The sequence below is a fragment of the Flavobacterium sp. GCM10022190 genome, assembly GCF_042656445.1.
In the GTDB taxonomy this organism is placed as follows: domain Bacteria; phylum Bacteroidota; class Bacteroidia; order Flavobacteriales; family Flavobacteriaceae; genus Flavobacterium; species Flavobacterium nitratireducens.
In genome coordinates this window covers 19447-37390 of sequence record NZ_JBHSOQ010000002.1, presented here as the reverse complement: position 1 = coordinate 37390, position 17944 = coordinate 19447, and the positions used below count along the sequence as shown (strand labels likewise).

The following is a 17944-nucleotide window of genomic DNA, read 5'->3' as shown; positions in this document are numbered from 1 at the left end:
TATTAATACAATTTAAGCACTACTTTTAGAGTAGCACTCACTTTCATGGAAAATGATTTCCTATGTAAAAAGAAGTTGTAAAAACACTACTAAAAATAGCTAAAGAAATTGATTCTAAATAAAAAAAACTAAAAACTTTTCAATAAAAGCAAGAATAATATTGGAGAAAAAAAGGCAAAAAAAAATTTACCTTTTTTTATTTAAACAAATGCTTAAACCATTGCCCGAAATTTTTAAAAAAGAGCTGAGATATAGAAAGCCTCAATTGACTATTTTGACCCATATATTGTTTTATTTCATTTAAGGTTTTAGTTGGGAAATACCCTAATTTTTTCCAACGCTCAGGTTCTATATAATAAAAATTGCTAAACTCTTTATAATTATTTTCATTCACTTTTTTCCATTTATCTAGAAAATCATTATTTACCTCATGACTATGCCCCCAATTTTCAATTTTGAACTTAATACCTTCCTCGGTTCGAGACAGAGTTTCATGTAATAAAATGGTATCTGTATAGATTACACGTTGTTTAGTTTGCCTACCCCATTTATAATTAGGGAAATTAGTTGCTACTACTAACTTGTGAGGTTTATCCACGTATAAAATCCCATTATTAGTGTACTTATATAAATTTAACCAAAAAGCACCAATTTGTATTGGTCTTTTTTCGGGATTTATCAAGTATGAATCATATTTTCTCAAATCAGCAATGAACTTCTTAAAATCTACAAAATACTCATCCGAATCAACTTGAATCAACCAATTCCCTATTCCCATTTTTTCCGAAAGCATTTTTCGTTCTCTCACTTCACATTCCATGGCGCTCAATTCTGGTACGTAAAAATTTTCTTCAAAAAGTTCTACCTTATTATCTGAATCAAAAGTAGTAAGCCATTCAAAAAATGAATCCTCTATATTAAAAGACTCTCCTTTCCAGGTTTTTCTATTTTTATCAATTGCTAAAAACACAGTATCCGCCTCATTATAAACAGATGGCAAAGAGTTTTTTAACATTTCATAATCGTACGAAACTAAATAACCTACCTGAATTTTACCCCTCATAAACTTTAATATAAATTTCTTGCAATTTACTATTTAATATTTAATTTTGCGTGATGGAGAAAAAATATGACTATTTAATAGTTGGATCTGGTTTATTTGGTAGTGTTTTTGCACATGAAATGACCAAATTGGGAAAAAAATGTCTAGTTATTGACAAAAGGAACCACAGTGGAGGCAATATATATTGTGAAAACACCGAAGATATTAATGTCCATAAATACGGAGCACATATATTTCACACCAATGATAAATTGATTTGGGAGTACGTAAATCAATTTGCCGAATTTAACAATTACATTAATTCTCCTTTATCACTCTCAAAAGGAAAACTTTACAACCTTCCTTTCAATATGAATACTTTTTATCAACTATGGGGAACCAAAACACCTCAAGAGGCTAAAAACATAATTGAATCGCAGATTGAAAATTATGGTTTTAAAGAACCTAAAAACCTCGAAGAGCAAGCACTTTCATTAGTAGGTAAAGATATTTACGAAACTCTAATTAAAGAATACACTGAAAAACAATGGGGAAGAAAAGCAACAAAACTTCCTGCATTTATCATAAAAAGACTTCCTGTTCGATTTACTTTTGACAATAATTATTTCAACGATAAATACCAGGGAATCCCTATTGGAGGTTACAATAAAATCACGGAAGGCTTGTTAAAAGGTATAGAACTACAATTAAATACTAATTTTTTCGAAAACAGAGACTATTATGAATCTCTTGCTGACAAAATAGTATTTACTGGAAAAATTGACGAATATTTTAATTTCGAATTTGGACAATTAGAATATCGTTCGTTGCGTTTTGAAACAGAAGTTCTAGATATCGAAAATTTCCAAGGAAACGCAGTCATCAATTACAATGATCTAGAAATTCCTTTCACGCGAATAATAGAACACAAACACTTTGAGTTTGGCAAACAAAAAAAAACCATCATTACAAGAGAATATCCTGAAAATTGGACTTCTGAAAAAGAAGCTTTTTATCCTGTTAATGACCAAAAAAATCAAAAAATATATCAACAATACAAACAAAAGTCAGAACAAACAAATGTTATCTTTGGTGGGCGATTAGCCGAATATAAGTATTACGACATGCACCAAATCATTGCATCAGCATTAAATACAGTAAAAAAAACAACTAATAATGGTTAAAATTTTTGTAGTTACTCACAAAGAATCTCCTCTTTTACAAAACGATTTATTTATACCCATCCAAGTAGGCACAAACCCTACTATTTCGGATAACATATTAAAAGATAATACTCTAGATAATATAGCTTCTAAAAACCCAAATTTTTGCGAACTAACCGCTACATATTGGATATGGAAAAATTATACGGAGGCTGAATATGTTGGAATATGCCATTACAGAAGGTATTTTAATTTTTACAATCCTTTCTATAATTTAAAACCATCAAAACAAAAAAAAATAACAGGAGAAGAATTCAAAAACACTAAACTTTTTAAAACAAATCCCAAAAAAACTACTAAAAAAATCGCTTCTATTTTGCGAGAGTATGACGTAATTGTTGGTATCCCCTATAAACTAAAGAAATACACTTTAGGAATTAATTACTGTAAAGATCATAGAAAAGAAGACTGGGATGAAACAAAAAAAATAATTCTTGAAAAATTTCCAGAATACGAAGAAAGCATTAATATTCATCTTGACAATGGAAAATTATTCCATATGGGTAATATGATGTTATGTTCAAAAAAATTATTTGACGAATACCATACTTGGATTTTCTCTATTCTTTTTGAGTTAGAAAAAAGAATTACAATCCCTACTGACCAATACCAAGCAAGAGTTTTTGGTTTTATTTCAGAACGACTAATTAACATGTATATTTATCACAATAAACTAAAAATAAAGTCAGTTCCTATTTATAAAATTACTGATGTGTAAACACAAAAAAGAAGGGCATTGTACTTAAAAAAACAATTCCCAAAGCCTTTTTTTACATTAAAAACAACAAACAAATTTCTTAAAACAACTTGTATTGAATACCTTTGCTTTTATTTAGATTCCATGCAAGATATTAATACCGAAGTACACAAAGCCTACGAAATCATTAAAGAAGGAGGTATTATCCTATACCCTACTGATACCGTTTGGGGAATTGGATGTGATGCCACAAACCCCGAAGCAATTGCCAAGATTTACAAATTAAAACAACGTGAAGAAACAAAAAGCATGATTGTTTTAGTAAATGGCGAAAGAATGATTTACAATGTTTTTAAAGAAATTCCAGAAGTCGCCTGGCAAATTATTGATCTATCTGAAAAGCCAACTACCTTAATCTTGGATCATCCTCGAAATGTTGCTAAAAACATCATTGCCGCCGACGATACCTTAGCTGTTCGATTGGTAAAAGAACCTTTTTGCTATAAGTTATTGGAGCGAATGAAAAATCCTTTGGTTTCTACATCAGCTAATATTTCTGGAGAACCTACTCCAAAATCATTTAAAGAAATCAGTCCCGAAATTATAAAAGGTGTAGACTATGTTGTAAATTTACATCGCGAAAAAATTTGCCAGAATCCGTCAACTATTATTAAGTTGACTAATGATTCTCAGGTGAAGATTATTAGAAAGTAATTAATGAGCCACGAATTCACGAATTACATTTAAACAAAAAAGTTTAATGACACAAAGAAGAAAGTTTTCAATTAATGGGAATTCTTTTTGAAATCCATAAAAATTTAGGTGGAGGCTTTTCTGAAATTGTTTATAAAGATGCTTTAGAATATGAATTAAAAAAATTAAATATTCCTTTCGAAAGAGAAAAAGAATATACTGTTCAATACAAAGACATTATCTTAAATCATAAATTTTATGCTGATTTTGTAGTTTATGATAAAATTATTCTTGAGATAAAAACAGTAGATTGTTTCAATAATAGTCATTACAATCAATGCATCAACTATTTAAAAATATCAAAAAACAAATTAGCCATACTAGCTAACTTTAACCTAATATCATTAGAATATAAACGCATTATAAATTCAAAAAATTAATTTGCGAATTTGCGGTAATTTTTAAACGTTTCTAATTATCAAATACCATTCAGTGGCAAATAAACTATGAACTACAAAGCATCATTACATCATCCCATTTTTAAAATAATAACTCAAGCTTCACATGAAATTCAAGTTGAAAGTTACGTTATTGGTGGTTTTGTAAGAGATTTGATTTTAGGTCGTGATTTTAAAAAAGACATTGACATTGTGGCGGTGGGCAGCGGAATTGAATTAGCCTTAAAAGTATCAGAATTACTTCCTAAGAAACCAAAAGTTCAGGTATTTAAGAACTATGGAACGGCAATGTTGCGTTATGAAGACACCGAAATCGAATTTGTAGGGGCTCGTAAAGAATCCTATACTCGTGACAGCCGCAATCCAATAGTAGAAAACGGAACATTGGAAGACGACCAAAATCGAAGAGATTTTACCATCAATGCCTTGGCGTTATCATTGAACGAAGCTAATTTTGGTGAACTATTAGATCCGTTTAATGGACTAATTGATATGAAAAATAAGATTCTAAAAACGCCATTAGATCCAGACATTACCTATTCTGACGACCCGTTACGCATGATGCGTGCGATCCGTTTTGCAACCCAATTGAATTTTGATATTGAAGAAAATTCGCTTCAGGCAATCACAAAAAATGCCGAACGTATCAAAATCATTTCTGGAGAACGAATTGTTGACGAATTGAACAAAATTTTATCAACTGAAAAACCTTCTATTGGTTTTTTATACTTATACAAAACGGGACTTTTAGACATATTAATTCCTGAATTAACTGCTTTAAATCAGGTGGAAGAAATTGAAGGTCAAACGCATAAAAACAATTTTTACCATACTCTTGAAGTAGTCGACAATATTTGCCCTAATACTGATGACGTTTGGTTGCGTTGGGCGGCACTTTTGCATGATATTGGAAAAGCACCAACAAAAAAATTCAATAAAAAACAGGGCTGGACCTTTCATGGACACGAATTTTTGGGTGGAAAAATGGTCAAAAGACTATTTGAACGCCTTCACATGCCATTGAACCAAAAAATGAAATTTGTTCAAAAAATGGTCATTATGAGTTCACGACCAATTGTTTTAGCACAGGATATCGTAACAGATTCTGCTGTTCGAAGACTGGTTTTTGATGCAGGTGAAGATGTCGAAAACCTAATGACCCTTTGCGAAGCAGATATCACAACTAAAAACCCTGCGAAATTCAAGAAGTACCATAAAAATTTCGAAATAGTTCGTAAAAAAATTGTCGAAGTTGAAGAAAAAGATTCCATCCGTAATTTCCAACCACCTATTACTGGGGAACAAATTATGGAAATATTCGATTTGAAACCTTCTCGTGAAATTGGTATCCTAAAAGAAGCAGTAAAAGAAGCTATTCTTGAAGGCGAAATCCCAAATGAGTATGAGGCAGCCTACCAGTTTGTTTTAAAACGTGCCGCAAAACTGGGATTAGAAAAAGTAAAATAAGTTCCAAAACAATATAGAAAACATAAAATGAAAAAAGAGAACAAACCCGTTATCATTTGGCTACTTTCAGGCTGTGTATTAATCTTCATAATGGTTGTTGTAGGAGGAATTACAAGGTTAACAAACTCCGGTTTATCCATGACCGATTGGCACCTAATCACCGATACACTTCCTCCTCTTACGGAAGCAAAATGGCAAGAAGCATTTGAGCAGTACAAACAGTTTCCTGAATATCAAAAAATCAATATTCATAACAACTTTACACTTTCCGATTATAAATTTATTTATTTCTGGGAATGGTTTCATCGTTTTATTGGACGTGCTATCGGAATCGTATTTATAATCCCATTTGTCTATTTCCTTATTAAAAAGCGTTTAGACAAGGAAACCTTAAAAAAATGCCTTATCCTCTTAGGACTGGGAGGTTTACAAGGCTTCTTCGGTTGGTTTATGGTTAAAAGCGGTTTAATCGACAATCCAGATGTAAGTCACTTTAGACTTGCGCTACACCTAACTACGGCTTTCATTACCTTTGCATATACATTTTGGGTAGCTTTAGATTTGATTTACCCTGTAAAACGAAACATTGAAAAAACACTGCGTAGCATAGCCCGATACACACTATTTTTCCTTTTATTACAAATTATATATGGGGGTTTTGTTGCAGGTTTAAATGCAGGTTTAATTCATAATCACTGGCCATTAATGAGCGATGGGCAATTTATTCACGACAGTGTTTTCTTAGAACAAGATAGTCTTTTGTTAAGTTTCACTGAAGGAAAAAGTGGCGTACAATTCATCCATAGAACTTTAGCTTATGTTGTAACTGGTATGATTCTTTTTTTATATTACAAAAGCAGCAAATACAACATTGACTTTAACCAAAAAAGAAGCTTACAAGCACTTGTATTCCTAGTATTTGTGCAGTTTGCCCTAGGTGTATTTACATTACTTTACGGCGTACCATTATGGCTAGGATTAATTCACCAAGTAAACGCATTTTTCCTTCTATCTGCAATGACCTATAGTTTACATCGTTTTTCGAAATAACACAAATAAGTAAAAAAAACTGCCCCCAAAAAGCTTTATACTTTCTGGGGGTAGTTCAGTTTATAATATATTCTTATTAATATTACATAATACTAATTTTTAGCCTTAATACCACACCCAATTGCTTTAGTTGTTTCTGGAGAAGGAGTTTTACCACTTTCTAAAGCAGCAATAGCATCTTCAAGGTATTTTCCTTTACATCAGCAGGACTATCTACATTATCGTCAATGGCACCAATGTATTTTACCACCCTGTTTTTAACTAATAAAAACACATGAGGTGTTTTTGTCGCACCGTATTGAGGATATTTTTTTTTATCCTCGTCTAACCCAGGAAAAACAAAAGCTTTTTCTTTTGCACCTTTTAGCATCATTTCAAAGTTATCTGACGGTTCAAGTATTAGATCATTAGGGTTAATTGCTACAAAACATAACCTTTTGACTTGTATGTTTTAGCTAAATCATTAACTCGATCCTAGTATTTTTTTTGCAAATGGAAATTAATAGCAAGTAAACACCATTATAAAGTCATTTTCTTCTTATTATCAAATATGCTATACATTTTTATCATCAACTGGTTTTAATATTAAATCAGTAGCTGTAACACCAATTTTATAAGGTACAGGTGGATTAAAAGTAAAAGCCAAAGATAAAAACACGGCTACCGAAAAAAATAAAAATGCTAATTTTTTAATAGTATAAAATTGTTAATTAATAATTGAATTGATATGTTGATTTAATTCTTTGTAACTAGAAAATGCCTTCTCGATAAAAAAATTTCACCCCTTTTTGATTATTAAAGTTATCTGAATATCGCCTGAACAGCCTTTATTAACTAATGACAAGCAGCTATCATAATCTTTATTTGTAGTAAAAACATCTTAAATTTGATTACTTTTTTTGCTAAAAAAAGTAATAAGTCTACCTCATATTGACTCTTAAAATCCAAACTAACCAACACTACTTTTAGCTCATTTTTCTCTGAGTTGAGTTGCTCAAAATAGGGCAATTCTTCCACGCATGGATGACACCAAGTTGCCCAAAAATTCACTACATAAGTTTCGTTTTATCACTCAAAACCTTCTTTTATAATTCAGAATACGAGTCAAAAATAGCCACCTTTTGAGCTTGAAAAGTCATTTAAAAAACACCAAAAAAACGAACCAAACTACTTACTTCATATTAGTAATTTTGATTTTAAAGCCTCCCGAATTTACAATCTTTATATTGTTTTATCCTTCTACTTAACAAAAAATTAGTACTGTTTATTACTGAAAAAAGAGATCAAAATCACTTCTTAAAAACACATTTTCCCATTATCAAAACGACACTATTTCAACTCAAAAAAGACATCAATTTCACACTTAAAAAAACCTACTTTTCAGACTTCAAAAAACAAGATTTTTGGTATCAAAATTGTTCTGAAAAACTACCAAAATCTAACTCAAAATACGCCTCGAAATCAGCAAAAAAAACACCGAAAAAAAAGCAAAAAAAACTCCAGTTTTGATCTTTTAAAAAGAGTCTGAAACCAATTTAAAAATCAATCCCAAAATCAACATCAGAAAATGAAAACCAAAAAAATCATTTGAATTACTATTTTTCAGATTCATTTTCAACTAAAAATTAAAGAAGAAATCAACACACCAAAATGCTCCTTAACATCACTTTTTTTTAGACAAAAAAAATGAAATAAAATAAACTTCAAAACATCATTCTAAATCTAAAAATAAAAACTATTTTTGAAAACTATAACTTCATTATGCACTCAAACCAAATTAAGAACTAAAAAATATATAAATCTTGATTTCTTTGATAATATCAAGCAAAAATCCTTTAAAAATCTATAATTTACAGCTATAGAGATAATCTATAATAACAGTTTAAAATATTTATTTCCAGTATTTTAAATTTACTTATTCAAATAAGTAAATTAACAAATAAAAAAACCACCAACAACAACTTAAAAAATGCTTCATGAACTCAAAAACAACAAACACAATCAAAAATACAAATAACATTAAATACAATTATATAAACAATAACTTTAAGTAAAAACAACATCCGTTTTAGCTTCAAAAAAAAAGCTGATTTTTAATTCTAAACAACCTCCACTCTAGCTACTTTTAGCTTCAAAAATTCACCCCTAAAAGCATCTCTCAAAAAACAACCTCTATTCTATCCATCAAAAAATACCACTCTAAAGAAATTCCGTTTTTAGATTTTTAACCTATATTTACCAGTAAGATTCATCTCTTAAAAATGCACATTTTAAAAAGCTTTTTTTTCGTCATTTTTGAGACTAAAAAAAGCCCCACAAAACACCATTTCCAACCTTCAAAAACAGTTAAAAAACGACCTGAAAAAACACCTTAAAAAAGCACCAAAAAAAAACATGAAAACAGAGAGAGAAAAAATGATCGATGGAGAGTATTATTTAGCGACTGACCCCATCTTAATTAAAGACCGAAGAAGAGCTAAAAATTTGCTACACCGATTAAACATTACTGAATACCGAGTAACCAAAAAAGCAAAAGAAATTGTAAAAGAATTAATCCCGAATGCTGGTCAAAATTTATACATCGAACCTCCTTTTCATTGCGACTATGGGTACAACATTTTTTGTGGGGACAATGTTTATTTTAATGTAAACTGTGTAGTGCTGGATTGTGCAAAAGTAACTATCGGTTCGAATGTATTTATAGCACCCGGAGTTCAACTCTACACCGCTACTCACCCACTCGATGCCGAACTAAGAAAGACACTTGAAAACGCACTACCCATCTCCATAGGAAACGATTGTTGGATAGGAGGCAATTCAATTATTTGCCCCGGAGTAACAATCGGAAACGGATCTGTTATCGGAGCCGGTTCGGTGGTAACCAAAAACATCCCCGACAATTCTCTTGCCGTTGGTAACCCTGCCAAAGTAATTCGCAAACTAAATCAATAAATTCAAGAATGCTTCAACTCAACAAAATCCATCATGTTGCCATTATCTGTTCGGATTATAAAAAATCAAAACATTTTTATACCGAGATTCTCGGTTTAAAAATTATCCAAGAGGTTTATCGAAAAGAACGTCAATCCTACAAACTCGATTTAGCACTAAATAATAATTACTGCATCGAACTATTTTCTTTCCCTAATCCACCAAAGAGAATTTCCAGACCTGAAGCCTGCGGATTACGTCATCTCGCATTTGCAGTAACCAATCTTGATGACACCATTACTTTCCTAAACACTAAAAAAATCAATAGCGAACCCATTCGTATTGACGAATTTACCAACAAACGATTCACTTTTATTTGCGATCCTGATGAACTTCCGATTGAATTTTACGAACTGTAATTTCTTAAGTTAATTTACCTCTAAACCCCAAAAAAAAAACTCAAATTAACCGATTCTTTGTTGTAAAATCTCATTAGTAGATAAATCAAAAGCAGATATTCAACATTTTTCCCTAGTTAAAAAAAACTAATTTTTTGTTGCGAAAACGCAGGTTTTTATTTTTTTTACATAATTTTGGCGTTCATTAAAGATTTCAAGTAATGAAAACCACTGCTCGAATTAAAAAAAACTACCACCTAATTAAATTTCAAAAACTAGTAATCGTCTCTATTTTAATTGGTTTTCTTTCTGCTTTTTTAGGAATAAGTTTAAAAAAAATGACGGAACATTACGAAGAAATATTTTTTCATCAAGCCAATGTTAATCCGTATTTCTATATTTTATTTCCTGTTTTTGGTTTATCGGTAATTTATTTTTTACGTGAATATCTCTTTAAGAAAAAAGAAAACAAAGGAATTAAAGAAGTTTTTGAAAGCACTAATTCTAAAACTAAACATCTCCCTTCGTACAAAATCCCTTCGCACACCATCAATGGTTTATTAACAGTAATTTTTGGAGGATCTACCGGTATCGAAGTATCTACTGTTGTTGCCACCGCTACCATTGGCTCAGTAGCACATCAAAAAGAAAATATATTTCGCCAATACAAAACCGAATTGATATGCGCCGGTGTTGCAGCAGGAATTACCGCTTTATTTAGCAGTCCAATTGCCGGAATCCTATTTGCAATTGAAGTTATTTCCAGAAAAATTAGCAGGGCATTTATCATCTCAAATTTAATTGCTGTTTCAATTGCTTTTGGATTATTAACTTTACTAAAAGAAGAACCTCTTTTTTCAGTTAACATTGCTACCTGGCATTTTAAAGCAATTCCTTATTTTATTTTATTGGGAGTTTTAGCCGGAATCAATTCGGTATATTTAACCAAATGTGTATTGTTTTTCAAATCTAAATTTGCAAAAATTGAAACTCATTATTACAAAATCATACTAGGCTCTTTTATTTTAAGCATATCCCTTTTTATCTTTCCTCAATTATACGGAGAGGGTTATCATGCAATAAAAACAATTATCAACAGCAATGAAATCCCTCTAACACTTACATTAGGATTTAGTTTTATTGGTATTTTGCTTTTAAAACCCATAGTAGCCTCAATCACTCTGGCTTCCGGAGGAGATGGAGGTGTTTTTGCGCCTAGTTTATTTATTGGTGCTTTTCTGGGAGCATTAGTAGCCTCTGTACTCAATACTTTTTTCGACACTCAAATAATCCCTGTCAATTTTATGATTATAGGCATGGCAGCTGTTTTGAGCGCGAGCATCCATGCTCCTCTTACAGCCATTTTTTTAGTTTGTGGATTAACTAATAATTACACTCTATTTTTCCCAATACTAGCCGCCTGTTTTATCTCTAAATATACCGCAAAAAAAATATACCCAAACACAGTATACACTTTTGTTCCAAATATTTAAATTCAATAAATATTATGCCCACTGCTAAAATCAAAAGAAGCTATCGCAAAACCCGATACATCTTATACAAAGAAACACTAATTGATTATAAAGAACAGTTTTGGTCGTTTTTAGGTTCTTTTGTTGGAATCGGACTTATTGCTTATTTCCAAAGCAAACAATTTTCACATCAGGATGTTGTTTACCTAATTGGTTCATTCGGAGCTTCAAGTGTATTAGTATATGGAATTATCGAAAGTCCGTTTTCACAACCAAGAAATTTGGTTGGAGGCCATCTTATTTCAGCTATTATCGGTGTTACGATTAACAAACTATTTCCCGAAACCCTTTTCATCGCCGCACCACTTGCTGTATCCTTATCAATCGTAACAATGCAAGTTACAAAAACACTACATCCCCCAGGAGGAGCTACTGCTTTGATAGCGGTTATTGGCACACAAAAAATAAAAAGCTTAGGTTATTGGTACATACTATCTCCTGTATTAAGTGGCGTAGTAATCCTGTTGCTCACCGCTTTAGTTTTTAACAACATGACATCAAGCAGAAAGTACCCTGCACACAGCACTTACCACAAGCGTTACCTTAAGACTATCAAACGATTCATAAAAAGCAACTAACTCATAATCAAAACTTATTTGATTTTTTGATAAAATTTCACAAATCGCATTGGGATTAAAAAGGATTAAATGTACCTTTGGCTTTTTATAAAAAACAACGATTATGGTTTATAAATTTAGAGTAATCTTAGACGCCGAAGAAGATATTTTTAGAGATATCGCCATCTTGGAAGACGATACTTTAGAAGATTTACACAATGCAATCTTCAACTCTTTTGGATTTGATGGTATGGAAGTCGCTTCTTTTTACACTTGTGATGAAACTTGGAATCAAGAAGATGAAATTTCACTTTTTGACACTGGTGATGTTCCTGGTGAACAACGAATCATGAGTGATTATAAACTTTCGGACATTCTTAACGAAGAAAACACTAAAATCATTTATGTATATGATTTTATTAATATGTGGACTTTCTTAGTAGAATTGGCAGCCATTGAAGAACAAACTGCCGGAGCAATTTATCCAGAAACCTTATTTGCTCATGGTGAAATGCCTGATGAAGCTTTAGAGAAAAACTTTGAAGCAGATAATGCAGATGATTTTTATGGCGAATTCGAAGATGGCTTAGATGATGACGACATGGATATGTTTGAAGGAGACGACAGCTACGAAGATTACGGCTTTGAAGAAAATTGGAACTAGAATAACCGCATAAAATTATTCAAAAGCCAAGATGGAAGACCTCAAAATAACAGTCTTTTTTCTTGGCTTTCGCATCTAAAAACACAAACAAAACATGATCAACTTATTCAACGCACACATCGAGACACTTTCTATTCACAGAGTAGGAAATAAAAGCCGAAATGAGGCTATCTTTTTATCAGAGCAACCTTTTAGCTTACAAGATGAAATTGTTCCGCTAATCAAAGAATTCTTCTTGAAACCCTTTAGAGAGAAAGAAGAAAACTATTATCAATTTGCTCACGAAGTGGATTTGGATTACAATGACATGTACAAATATGCCACTGAAATTTTTGAAAACCCAAATAACACCCATGAGGTTTCTAAAAAAATCACCAAACATTTATTTGAACAATCCAATCATCCACATATAAAAAATGGAGAAGTCTATATTGCACATATTACGAATGTAAATATCGACAATACACCAGTGGATGTAGTGGGTATTTTTAAAAGTGAATTACAAACCGATTTTTTACAATTTGAAGAAAAAGCTTCTAATCTAGAAATGATTCTACAGCAAGGAATCAATTTAAATAAATTAGACAAAGGCTGTTTGATTTTCAATCATAAAAAAGAAGAAGGATATAAAATCCTAACTGTTGATAGCAACCGCTATGATGCGCGTTATTGGTTAGAACACTTCTTATCTGTTGATGCGTTTGAAGATGAAAACTTCATTACTAAAAAGTATCTTAAATTCTGTCAAGGATTTGCTAAAGATGTTGTTTTCCCAGCAGAGGACAAAAAAGAAGAAGTAATGTTCATGAACCGTTCGGTAAACTATTTTGCCAAAAACGATCAATTTGAAGAACAAAACTTCCTAAATGAAGTGTTAGACAATCCTGATTTGATTCCTGAGTTTAAAAACTATAAAGTAGACAAAGGTGAAAAATACAGCATTGAAGACGTTACTTCCTTCCCTATTGCAAATGCTGCCGTAAGTGACGCTAGAAAATCTATCAAAAATGTTATTAACCTTGACACCAACATTCAAATCAAAATGGATTTTATCAATCCTGAGAGTGCTGAAAAGTTTGTTGAAAAAGGATGGGACGAAGAAAAACAAATGTATTACTACTTAGTTTATTTTAACAAAGAACAAAAATCTTAGTTATCCCAATTTCATTATTTCTTTAGTTTATTTATTAATCTCCAATGGTTCATACTATTGGAGATTTTTATTTACCAACTATTTTTAAAATAAAACAAGACTTACAAAACACACAAAAACAAGTACTTAGTCGATTTTTTACGTATTTATATCTAGGTTTTAATATTTTTATAATCCCAAAACCAAATTAACCTCTAGTTCTATGGATTTTAAATTAAGTAAAACCGTTTTCATTGGAAAAAAACTATACTGTACCCTTTTTGGTCACGATATTGTTACCTCCAGAAGTATTACTAACCACCTAAAAGAATACAAATGTAAAACTTGTCAAATGGAACTTACTAATAACGAGGCAGGAGCCATAACTCTTTTAACGCCAGAATTAAGAGAAGTAAACGAAGCCTTAGTTTCCTTTTGCAAAAAAAAGCTTTTAACAAAACAATAGCACAACTTCTATTTCTACTTAGGCTATCAAATCAGGATAATTCACTATTTTTGTATACTAAACAAAAAGTAAAATGAATCATCTTTTATTCAAAGAGAGTCCTTTTAAAACTATAATTTCTTTTCATAAACTTATTGAGTCACTGGAAGAAATTGCCTTATCAGATATTGATTATCGTTCCAATTATGCCAAATCTTTACTGAAAGAAATAGAGCCAATTCCAGAATTTAGAACTGGAATTGAAGATTTTTCAATCATAACAAATAATAAAAAAATTATTAGAAACTTACTTGCCGATTTATTCCCAACGGCATTAACTAATAATGAAATAAAAGCAGTTACCATACCTTTTCAAAATATCACTTTCAATTATTCTAAAAGATTTAAAAAAATTCTAAAAAATGCTGGCGATTTTAATTTAGTAATTGAAGATTTTAGTGATGATCAATTTTATGTTTTAAGCTGTATTCTGATTTTAAACGCTTATTACAATCAAAATTTTGATTATAACAAACCCTTATTTTATGATATTCCGGATGCTAATGGCGTAATTTATCACTATCGAATTCTATACAATGCCGATTTCGTAGATATTTACCCATTAAAAGAAGCTCCAAATTTAAGCACAGCAGACATTGACGAATTAATGGATAATTTTGAAAATGTAGCGCTGTGGAAAGAAAAATTTCCTCACGAAAGCTGGGTTTTAAAAGGATTTGGTATCATTAGCTTATTTGACGCCACTAAAGAAACTGCTATTTCAAATTTAAAGAGTAATCTTTTAAAAAGGGACAATAAAACAGAGGAAGATGAAAAATCAATTGAAAACATTTTTAGATCCTTCTTTAAAGTTCCTGATTTAAAAATTGGTATCAGTATTTATAATGAAGACGAAGCTAGATTTACAAAATTACCTTATGAAAAAACAAAAATTGACAGCTTCATCCTTCAAAACAGTAATGACACAGAATGTTGTAGTGCGTTTTTAAATTGTCCTGCTAACAAGCTTCTAGAAACTAAAGAAAACTTCATTATTTCAAATGTAGAAGCCTTTGGAGAAATCCCTGGAAATGAAAAATTTGCCCAAGTACTCCTGAATCAAAATATTAAAAGTTGCATCTTTACCCCTATTGTTAAAGACGGTAAACTCTTAGGTATCATAGAACTTGTTTCGGCTGTACCAAAACAATTAAACAGTATCAATGCTAATAATCTCAATTTAATATTACCTAATATTGTAAATACACTCGAACGCTTTAATACCGATTATCAAAATGAAATTGAAGCAATTATCCAACGTGAATATACTGCCATTCATTCAAGTGTTTCATGGAAATTTAAAGCTGAAGCTCAAAAATATTTACAAATTAACGACAATACTAAAAACTACAACTTCAAAGAAATTGTTTTCAAAGAGGTTTATCCTTTGTATGGACAAATAGATATAAATGGTTCTTCTGAACATCGAAATAATACCGTAAAAGAAGACTTAAGACTTCAATTGCAAAGTATTTTGAACATATTCGAAGTGTCAAAAACAATTCGTAGACTACCATTATTAGAACAACGAAAATTTGAACTAAATACTTTCTTTTCAGAATTAGAAAAAGATTTAAAAGCAGATACAGAACAACAAATTCAAAACTATATAGAAAAGGAAGTTCACCCTTTATTGAATAACACAATTATCGATAAAGAAGAGCAATTTTTAATTGATACTTACTTTAAAAATTTAGATCCTAAAACGAATCTTTTTTACCATGCTCGAAAACAATTTGACGAAGCAATGGCGATTATCAATAAAAAAATGGCCGATGTTCTTGACCATGAACAAAATGAAGCACAACAAATTTTCCCCCACTATTTTGAACGCTTCAAAACCGATGGCGTAGAACACAATATTTATATAGGTGATTCTATTACTCCCAACCAATCGTTTGATTTAATGTATTTAAACAACTTACGATTGTGGCAATTACAAACTTTATGCAAGATGGAGTTAGAACATCATCGTCTTAAAAAGAATCTTCCTTACAAACTAGATGTAAGTTCTTTAATTTTAGTTTTTAGTTCACCTATATCGATCCGATTTAGAATGGACGAAAAACGCTTTGATGTTGACGGAACCTACAATGCTCGATATGAAGTAGTAAAAAAACGAATTGACAAAGCAAATATCAAAGGAACAAAAGAACGTATCACACAAAAAGAAAAAATAACAATTGTATATTCTCATCAATACGAAGAAGTAGAATATTTGAAATATATTAAATTCCTTCAATTCAAAGGTATTCTTGAACCTCAAATTGAACAATTTGAAGTAGAAGAACTTCAAGGTGTAAACGGATTAAAAGCGCTAAGAATTAAAGTTCTAAACACCGATGAATCAATAGAATCTCAATATACCTATAAAGATTTGCTAGACGCTATTAATTAAAGTCTATCTGAGTAAAAAGCTAGAAAAAAAGACAAAAAAGAAATAATTATCCCCACCATAAAGATATTATAAGTAATACGAAGTAATCGGTATTTCTTTTCAAGTACAACGCCCAAGAAATACAAATCTTTAATCATAGAATTATACAAATATTTATTGTCTTTTATCATTTCATTTACGGCCCATTCGTATTCATCTAATGGCATTTTGTAAAAATTTCCAAAAAATAACAGGTTCACTTTCTGGTCTTCAATATCTTTTCGGGTAAAAGTTCCACTTGTTACTTTGGGTCTTGTGGATAAAATAGCAAAAACAATAGAAGTTACACTGAACATTAGCATGATAAATGTTGGAATTACCAAATGGGCATTATTTGGACTATCAAGTTTAGGTATGATCGATGAAAGTGCAATTGAAATAATAATTGCATTTACTGACAATAAAATATTTGCTTTACTATCTGCAATACCACTTAAACGCGTATGATTACTTAATGTTACTCTAAATAAAGTATCAATTCCTCTATCTGGTTTTGGCGTTTTTGCTTGTTTTTCTTCTTTAGTTTTTTTTATTGGTTTAGGTTGATTTACCTCTTCCATTTGCGCTATTTTTTCTTTAATGATGGTAATATTTTTTTCTTTTAGAGGTTGCCAATTAGCTATAGCATAATCCGTGTAATACTGATGTAACTGTGTTAGTACTTTCAAATTTTCTTTGGCCCAAGCCAAATCATTTGGTAGTTGCTTGAATTTAAAACAATCCCATTCTTCTCTTAAAAGGTTACAACGCTCACAATAATTTGCCAATGTAAAATGATAAAAATCGGCATCTTTCATGATTTTTTCTGGCAGAGTTGTTGGAACAAAATCATATTTAGTAGCTAAAATCAAATCACTCACTTTCGATATATAATCGGCTGATTTCCCTTCTTTTGTCAAATATTCTGAAGCAATTTTCACACTATTTTCCTCATGATTCTCAAAACCTTGCACATAACCTGTATCGTGAAACCAGGCTGCCACTTGCAACACTTCTTGTTCGTCCAGGCTTATATTTTCGTGTTCTGAAAGTAATTTTACTGCCTTTACTACCTCAGATGTATGATTAAAGTTATGATAGATAAATGCTTCAGAAAGCTTATCTTTGAGTAAATTTTTAACAAAATCTTGTACTTGGTCTGTAAAGCTCATAAGTGAA

At 30.9% G+C, this 17944-nt stretch carries 18 protein-coding genes; 14 read left to right on the top strand and 4 right to left on the bottom strand.

The annotated features are described in order from the left end of the window. Positions 1-196: 196 nt before the first annotated feature. The gene (locus ACFPTQ_RS07165) at positions 197-1063 is read right to left on the bottom strand and encodes a hypothetical protein (protein WP_379775655.1); all 867 of its coding nucleotides are present in this window, start codon (positions 1061-1063) and stop codon (positions 197-199) included. Positions 1064-1116: 53 nt separating this feature from the next. Here ACFPTQ_RS07165 and glf point away from each other — a divergent pair, with 53 nt between their 5' ends. From glf to ACFPTQ_RS07135, 6 genes are all read left to right on the top strand, one after another. Then, positions 1117-2226: a UDP-galactopyranose mutase gene (gene glf / locus ACFPTQ_RS07160; protein WP_379775653.1), complete on the top strand. Its 1110-nt coding sequence runs from the start codon at positions 1117-1119 to the stop codon at positions 2224-2226. Beyond that, the gene (locus ACFPTQ_RS07155) at positions 2219-2983 is read left to right on the top strand and encodes a DUF4422 domain-containing protein (protein ID WP_379775650.1); all 765 of its coding nucleotides are present in this window, start codon (positions 2219-2221) and stop codon (positions 2981-2983) included. Before glf ends, ACFPTQ_RS07155 begins: the two co-directional genes overlap by 8 nt. 123 nt (positions 2984-3106) lie before the next feature. Beyond that, positions 3107-3676: an L-threonylcarbamoyladenylate synthase gene (locus tag ACFPTQ_RS07150; protein ID WP_379775648.1), complete on the top strand. Its 570-nt coding sequence runs from the start codon at positions 3107-3109 to the stop codon at positions 3674-3676. Between the two features lie 74 nt (positions 3677-3750). Further along, a complete protein-coding gene (locus ACFPTQ_RS07145) occupies positions 3751-4095 on the top strand; it encodes a GxxExxY protein (RefSeq protein WP_379775646.1) in 345 nt (114 codons plus the stop codon). A gap of 66 nt (positions 4096-4161) precedes the next feature. Next, complete coding sequence (locus ACFPTQ_RS07140; RefSeq protein WP_379775643.1) at positions 4162-5580, top strand: CCA tRNA nucleotidyltransferase; 1419 nt, start codon at positions 4162-4164, stop codon at positions 5578-5580. A gap of 27 nt (positions 5581-5607) precedes the next feature. Further along, positions 5608-6630, top strand: a complete 1023-nt coding sequence (locus ACFPTQ_RS07135; RefSeq protein WP_379775640.1) for a COX15/CtaA family protein — start codon at positions 5608-5610, stop codon at positions 6628-6630. 160 nt (positions 6631-6790) lie between these two features. Here ACFPTQ_RS07135 and ACFPTQ_RS07130 read toward each other — a convergent pair whose 3' ends face one another. Continuing rightward, positions 6791-7003, bottom strand: coding sequence for a hypothetical protein (locus ACFPTQ_RS07130; RefSeq protein WP_379775638.1), 213 nt, complete (start codon positions 7001-7003; stop codon positions 6791-6793). Between the two features lie 461 nt (positions 7004-7464). Further along, positions 7465-7680: a TlpA disulfide reductase family protein gene (locus tag ACFPTQ_RS07125; protein ID WP_379775636.1), complete on the bottom strand. Its 216-nt coding sequence runs from the start codon at positions 7678-7680 to the stop codon at positions 7465-7467. Between the two features lie 1344 nt (positions 7681-9024). Between ACFPTQ_RS07125 and ACFPTQ_RS07120 the strand changes: the two genes are divergently transcribed. The 8 genes from ACFPTQ_RS07120 (at position 9025) to ACFPTQ_RS07085 (ending at position 16747) form a co-directional block, all read left to right on the top strand. Further along, a complete protein-coding gene (locus tag ACFPTQ_RS07120; RefSeq protein ID WP_379775634.1) occupies positions 9025-9582 on the top strand; it encodes a sugar O-acetyltransferase in 558 nt (185 codons plus the stop codon). An 8-nt stretch (positions 9583-9590) separates the two neighbouring features. Then, entirely contained in the window at positions 9591-9980 is a 390-nt protein-coding gene (locus ACFPTQ_RS07115; protein ID WP_379775631.1) for a VOC family protein, read from the top strand. 200 nt (positions 9981-10180) lie between these two features. After that, the gene (locus tag ACFPTQ_RS07110) at positions 10181-11452 is read left to right on the top strand and encodes a chloride channel protein (protein ID WP_379775629.1); all 1272 of its coding nucleotides are present in this window, start codon (positions 10181-10183) and stop codon (positions 11450-11452) included. A gap of 14 nt (positions 11453-11466) precedes the next feature. Continuing rightward, positions 11467-12069 (top strand): HPP family protein, encoded by a 603-nt coding sequence (locus tag ACFPTQ_RS07105; RefSeq protein ID WP_379775626.1) that lies wholly within the window; start codon positions 11467-11469, stop codon positions 12067-12069. A 103-nt stretch (positions 12070-12172) separates the two neighbouring features. After that, entirely contained in the window at positions 12173-12712 is a 540-nt protein-coding gene (locus tag ACFPTQ_RS07100) for an IS1096 element passenger TnpR family protein (protein ID WP_379775624.1), read from the top strand. Between the two features lie 94 nt (positions 12713-12806). After that, a complete protein-coding gene (locus ACFPTQ_RS07095; protein ID WP_278035273.1) occupies positions 12807-13865 on the top strand; it encodes a nucleoid-associated protein in 1059 nt (352 codons plus the stop codon). Between the two features lie 202 nt (positions 13866-14067). After that, positions 14068-14310, top strand: a complete 243-nt coding sequence (locus tag ACFPTQ_RS07090) for a hypothetical protein (protein WP_379775622.1) — start codon at positions 14068-14070, stop codon at positions 14308-14310. A gap of 73 nt (positions 14311-14383) precedes the next feature. Beyond that, positions 14384-16747 (top strand): GAF domain-containing protein, encoded by a 2364-nt coding sequence (locus ACFPTQ_RS07085; RefSeq protein ID WP_379775620.1) that lies wholly within the window; start codon positions 14384-14386, stop codon positions 16745-16747. On the opposite strand, the gene ACFPTQ_RS07080 is transcribed toward ACFPTQ_RS07085, so the two are convergent. Further along, positions 16744-17937: a Pycsar system effector family protein gene (locus ACFPTQ_RS07080; RefSeq protein WP_379775618.1), complete on the bottom strand. Its 1194-nt coding sequence runs from the start codon at positions 17935-17937 to the stop codon at positions 16744-16746. The genes ACFPTQ_RS07085 and ACFPTQ_RS07080 overlap by 4 nt on opposite strands. Positions 17938-17944 lie beyond the last annotated feature (7 nt).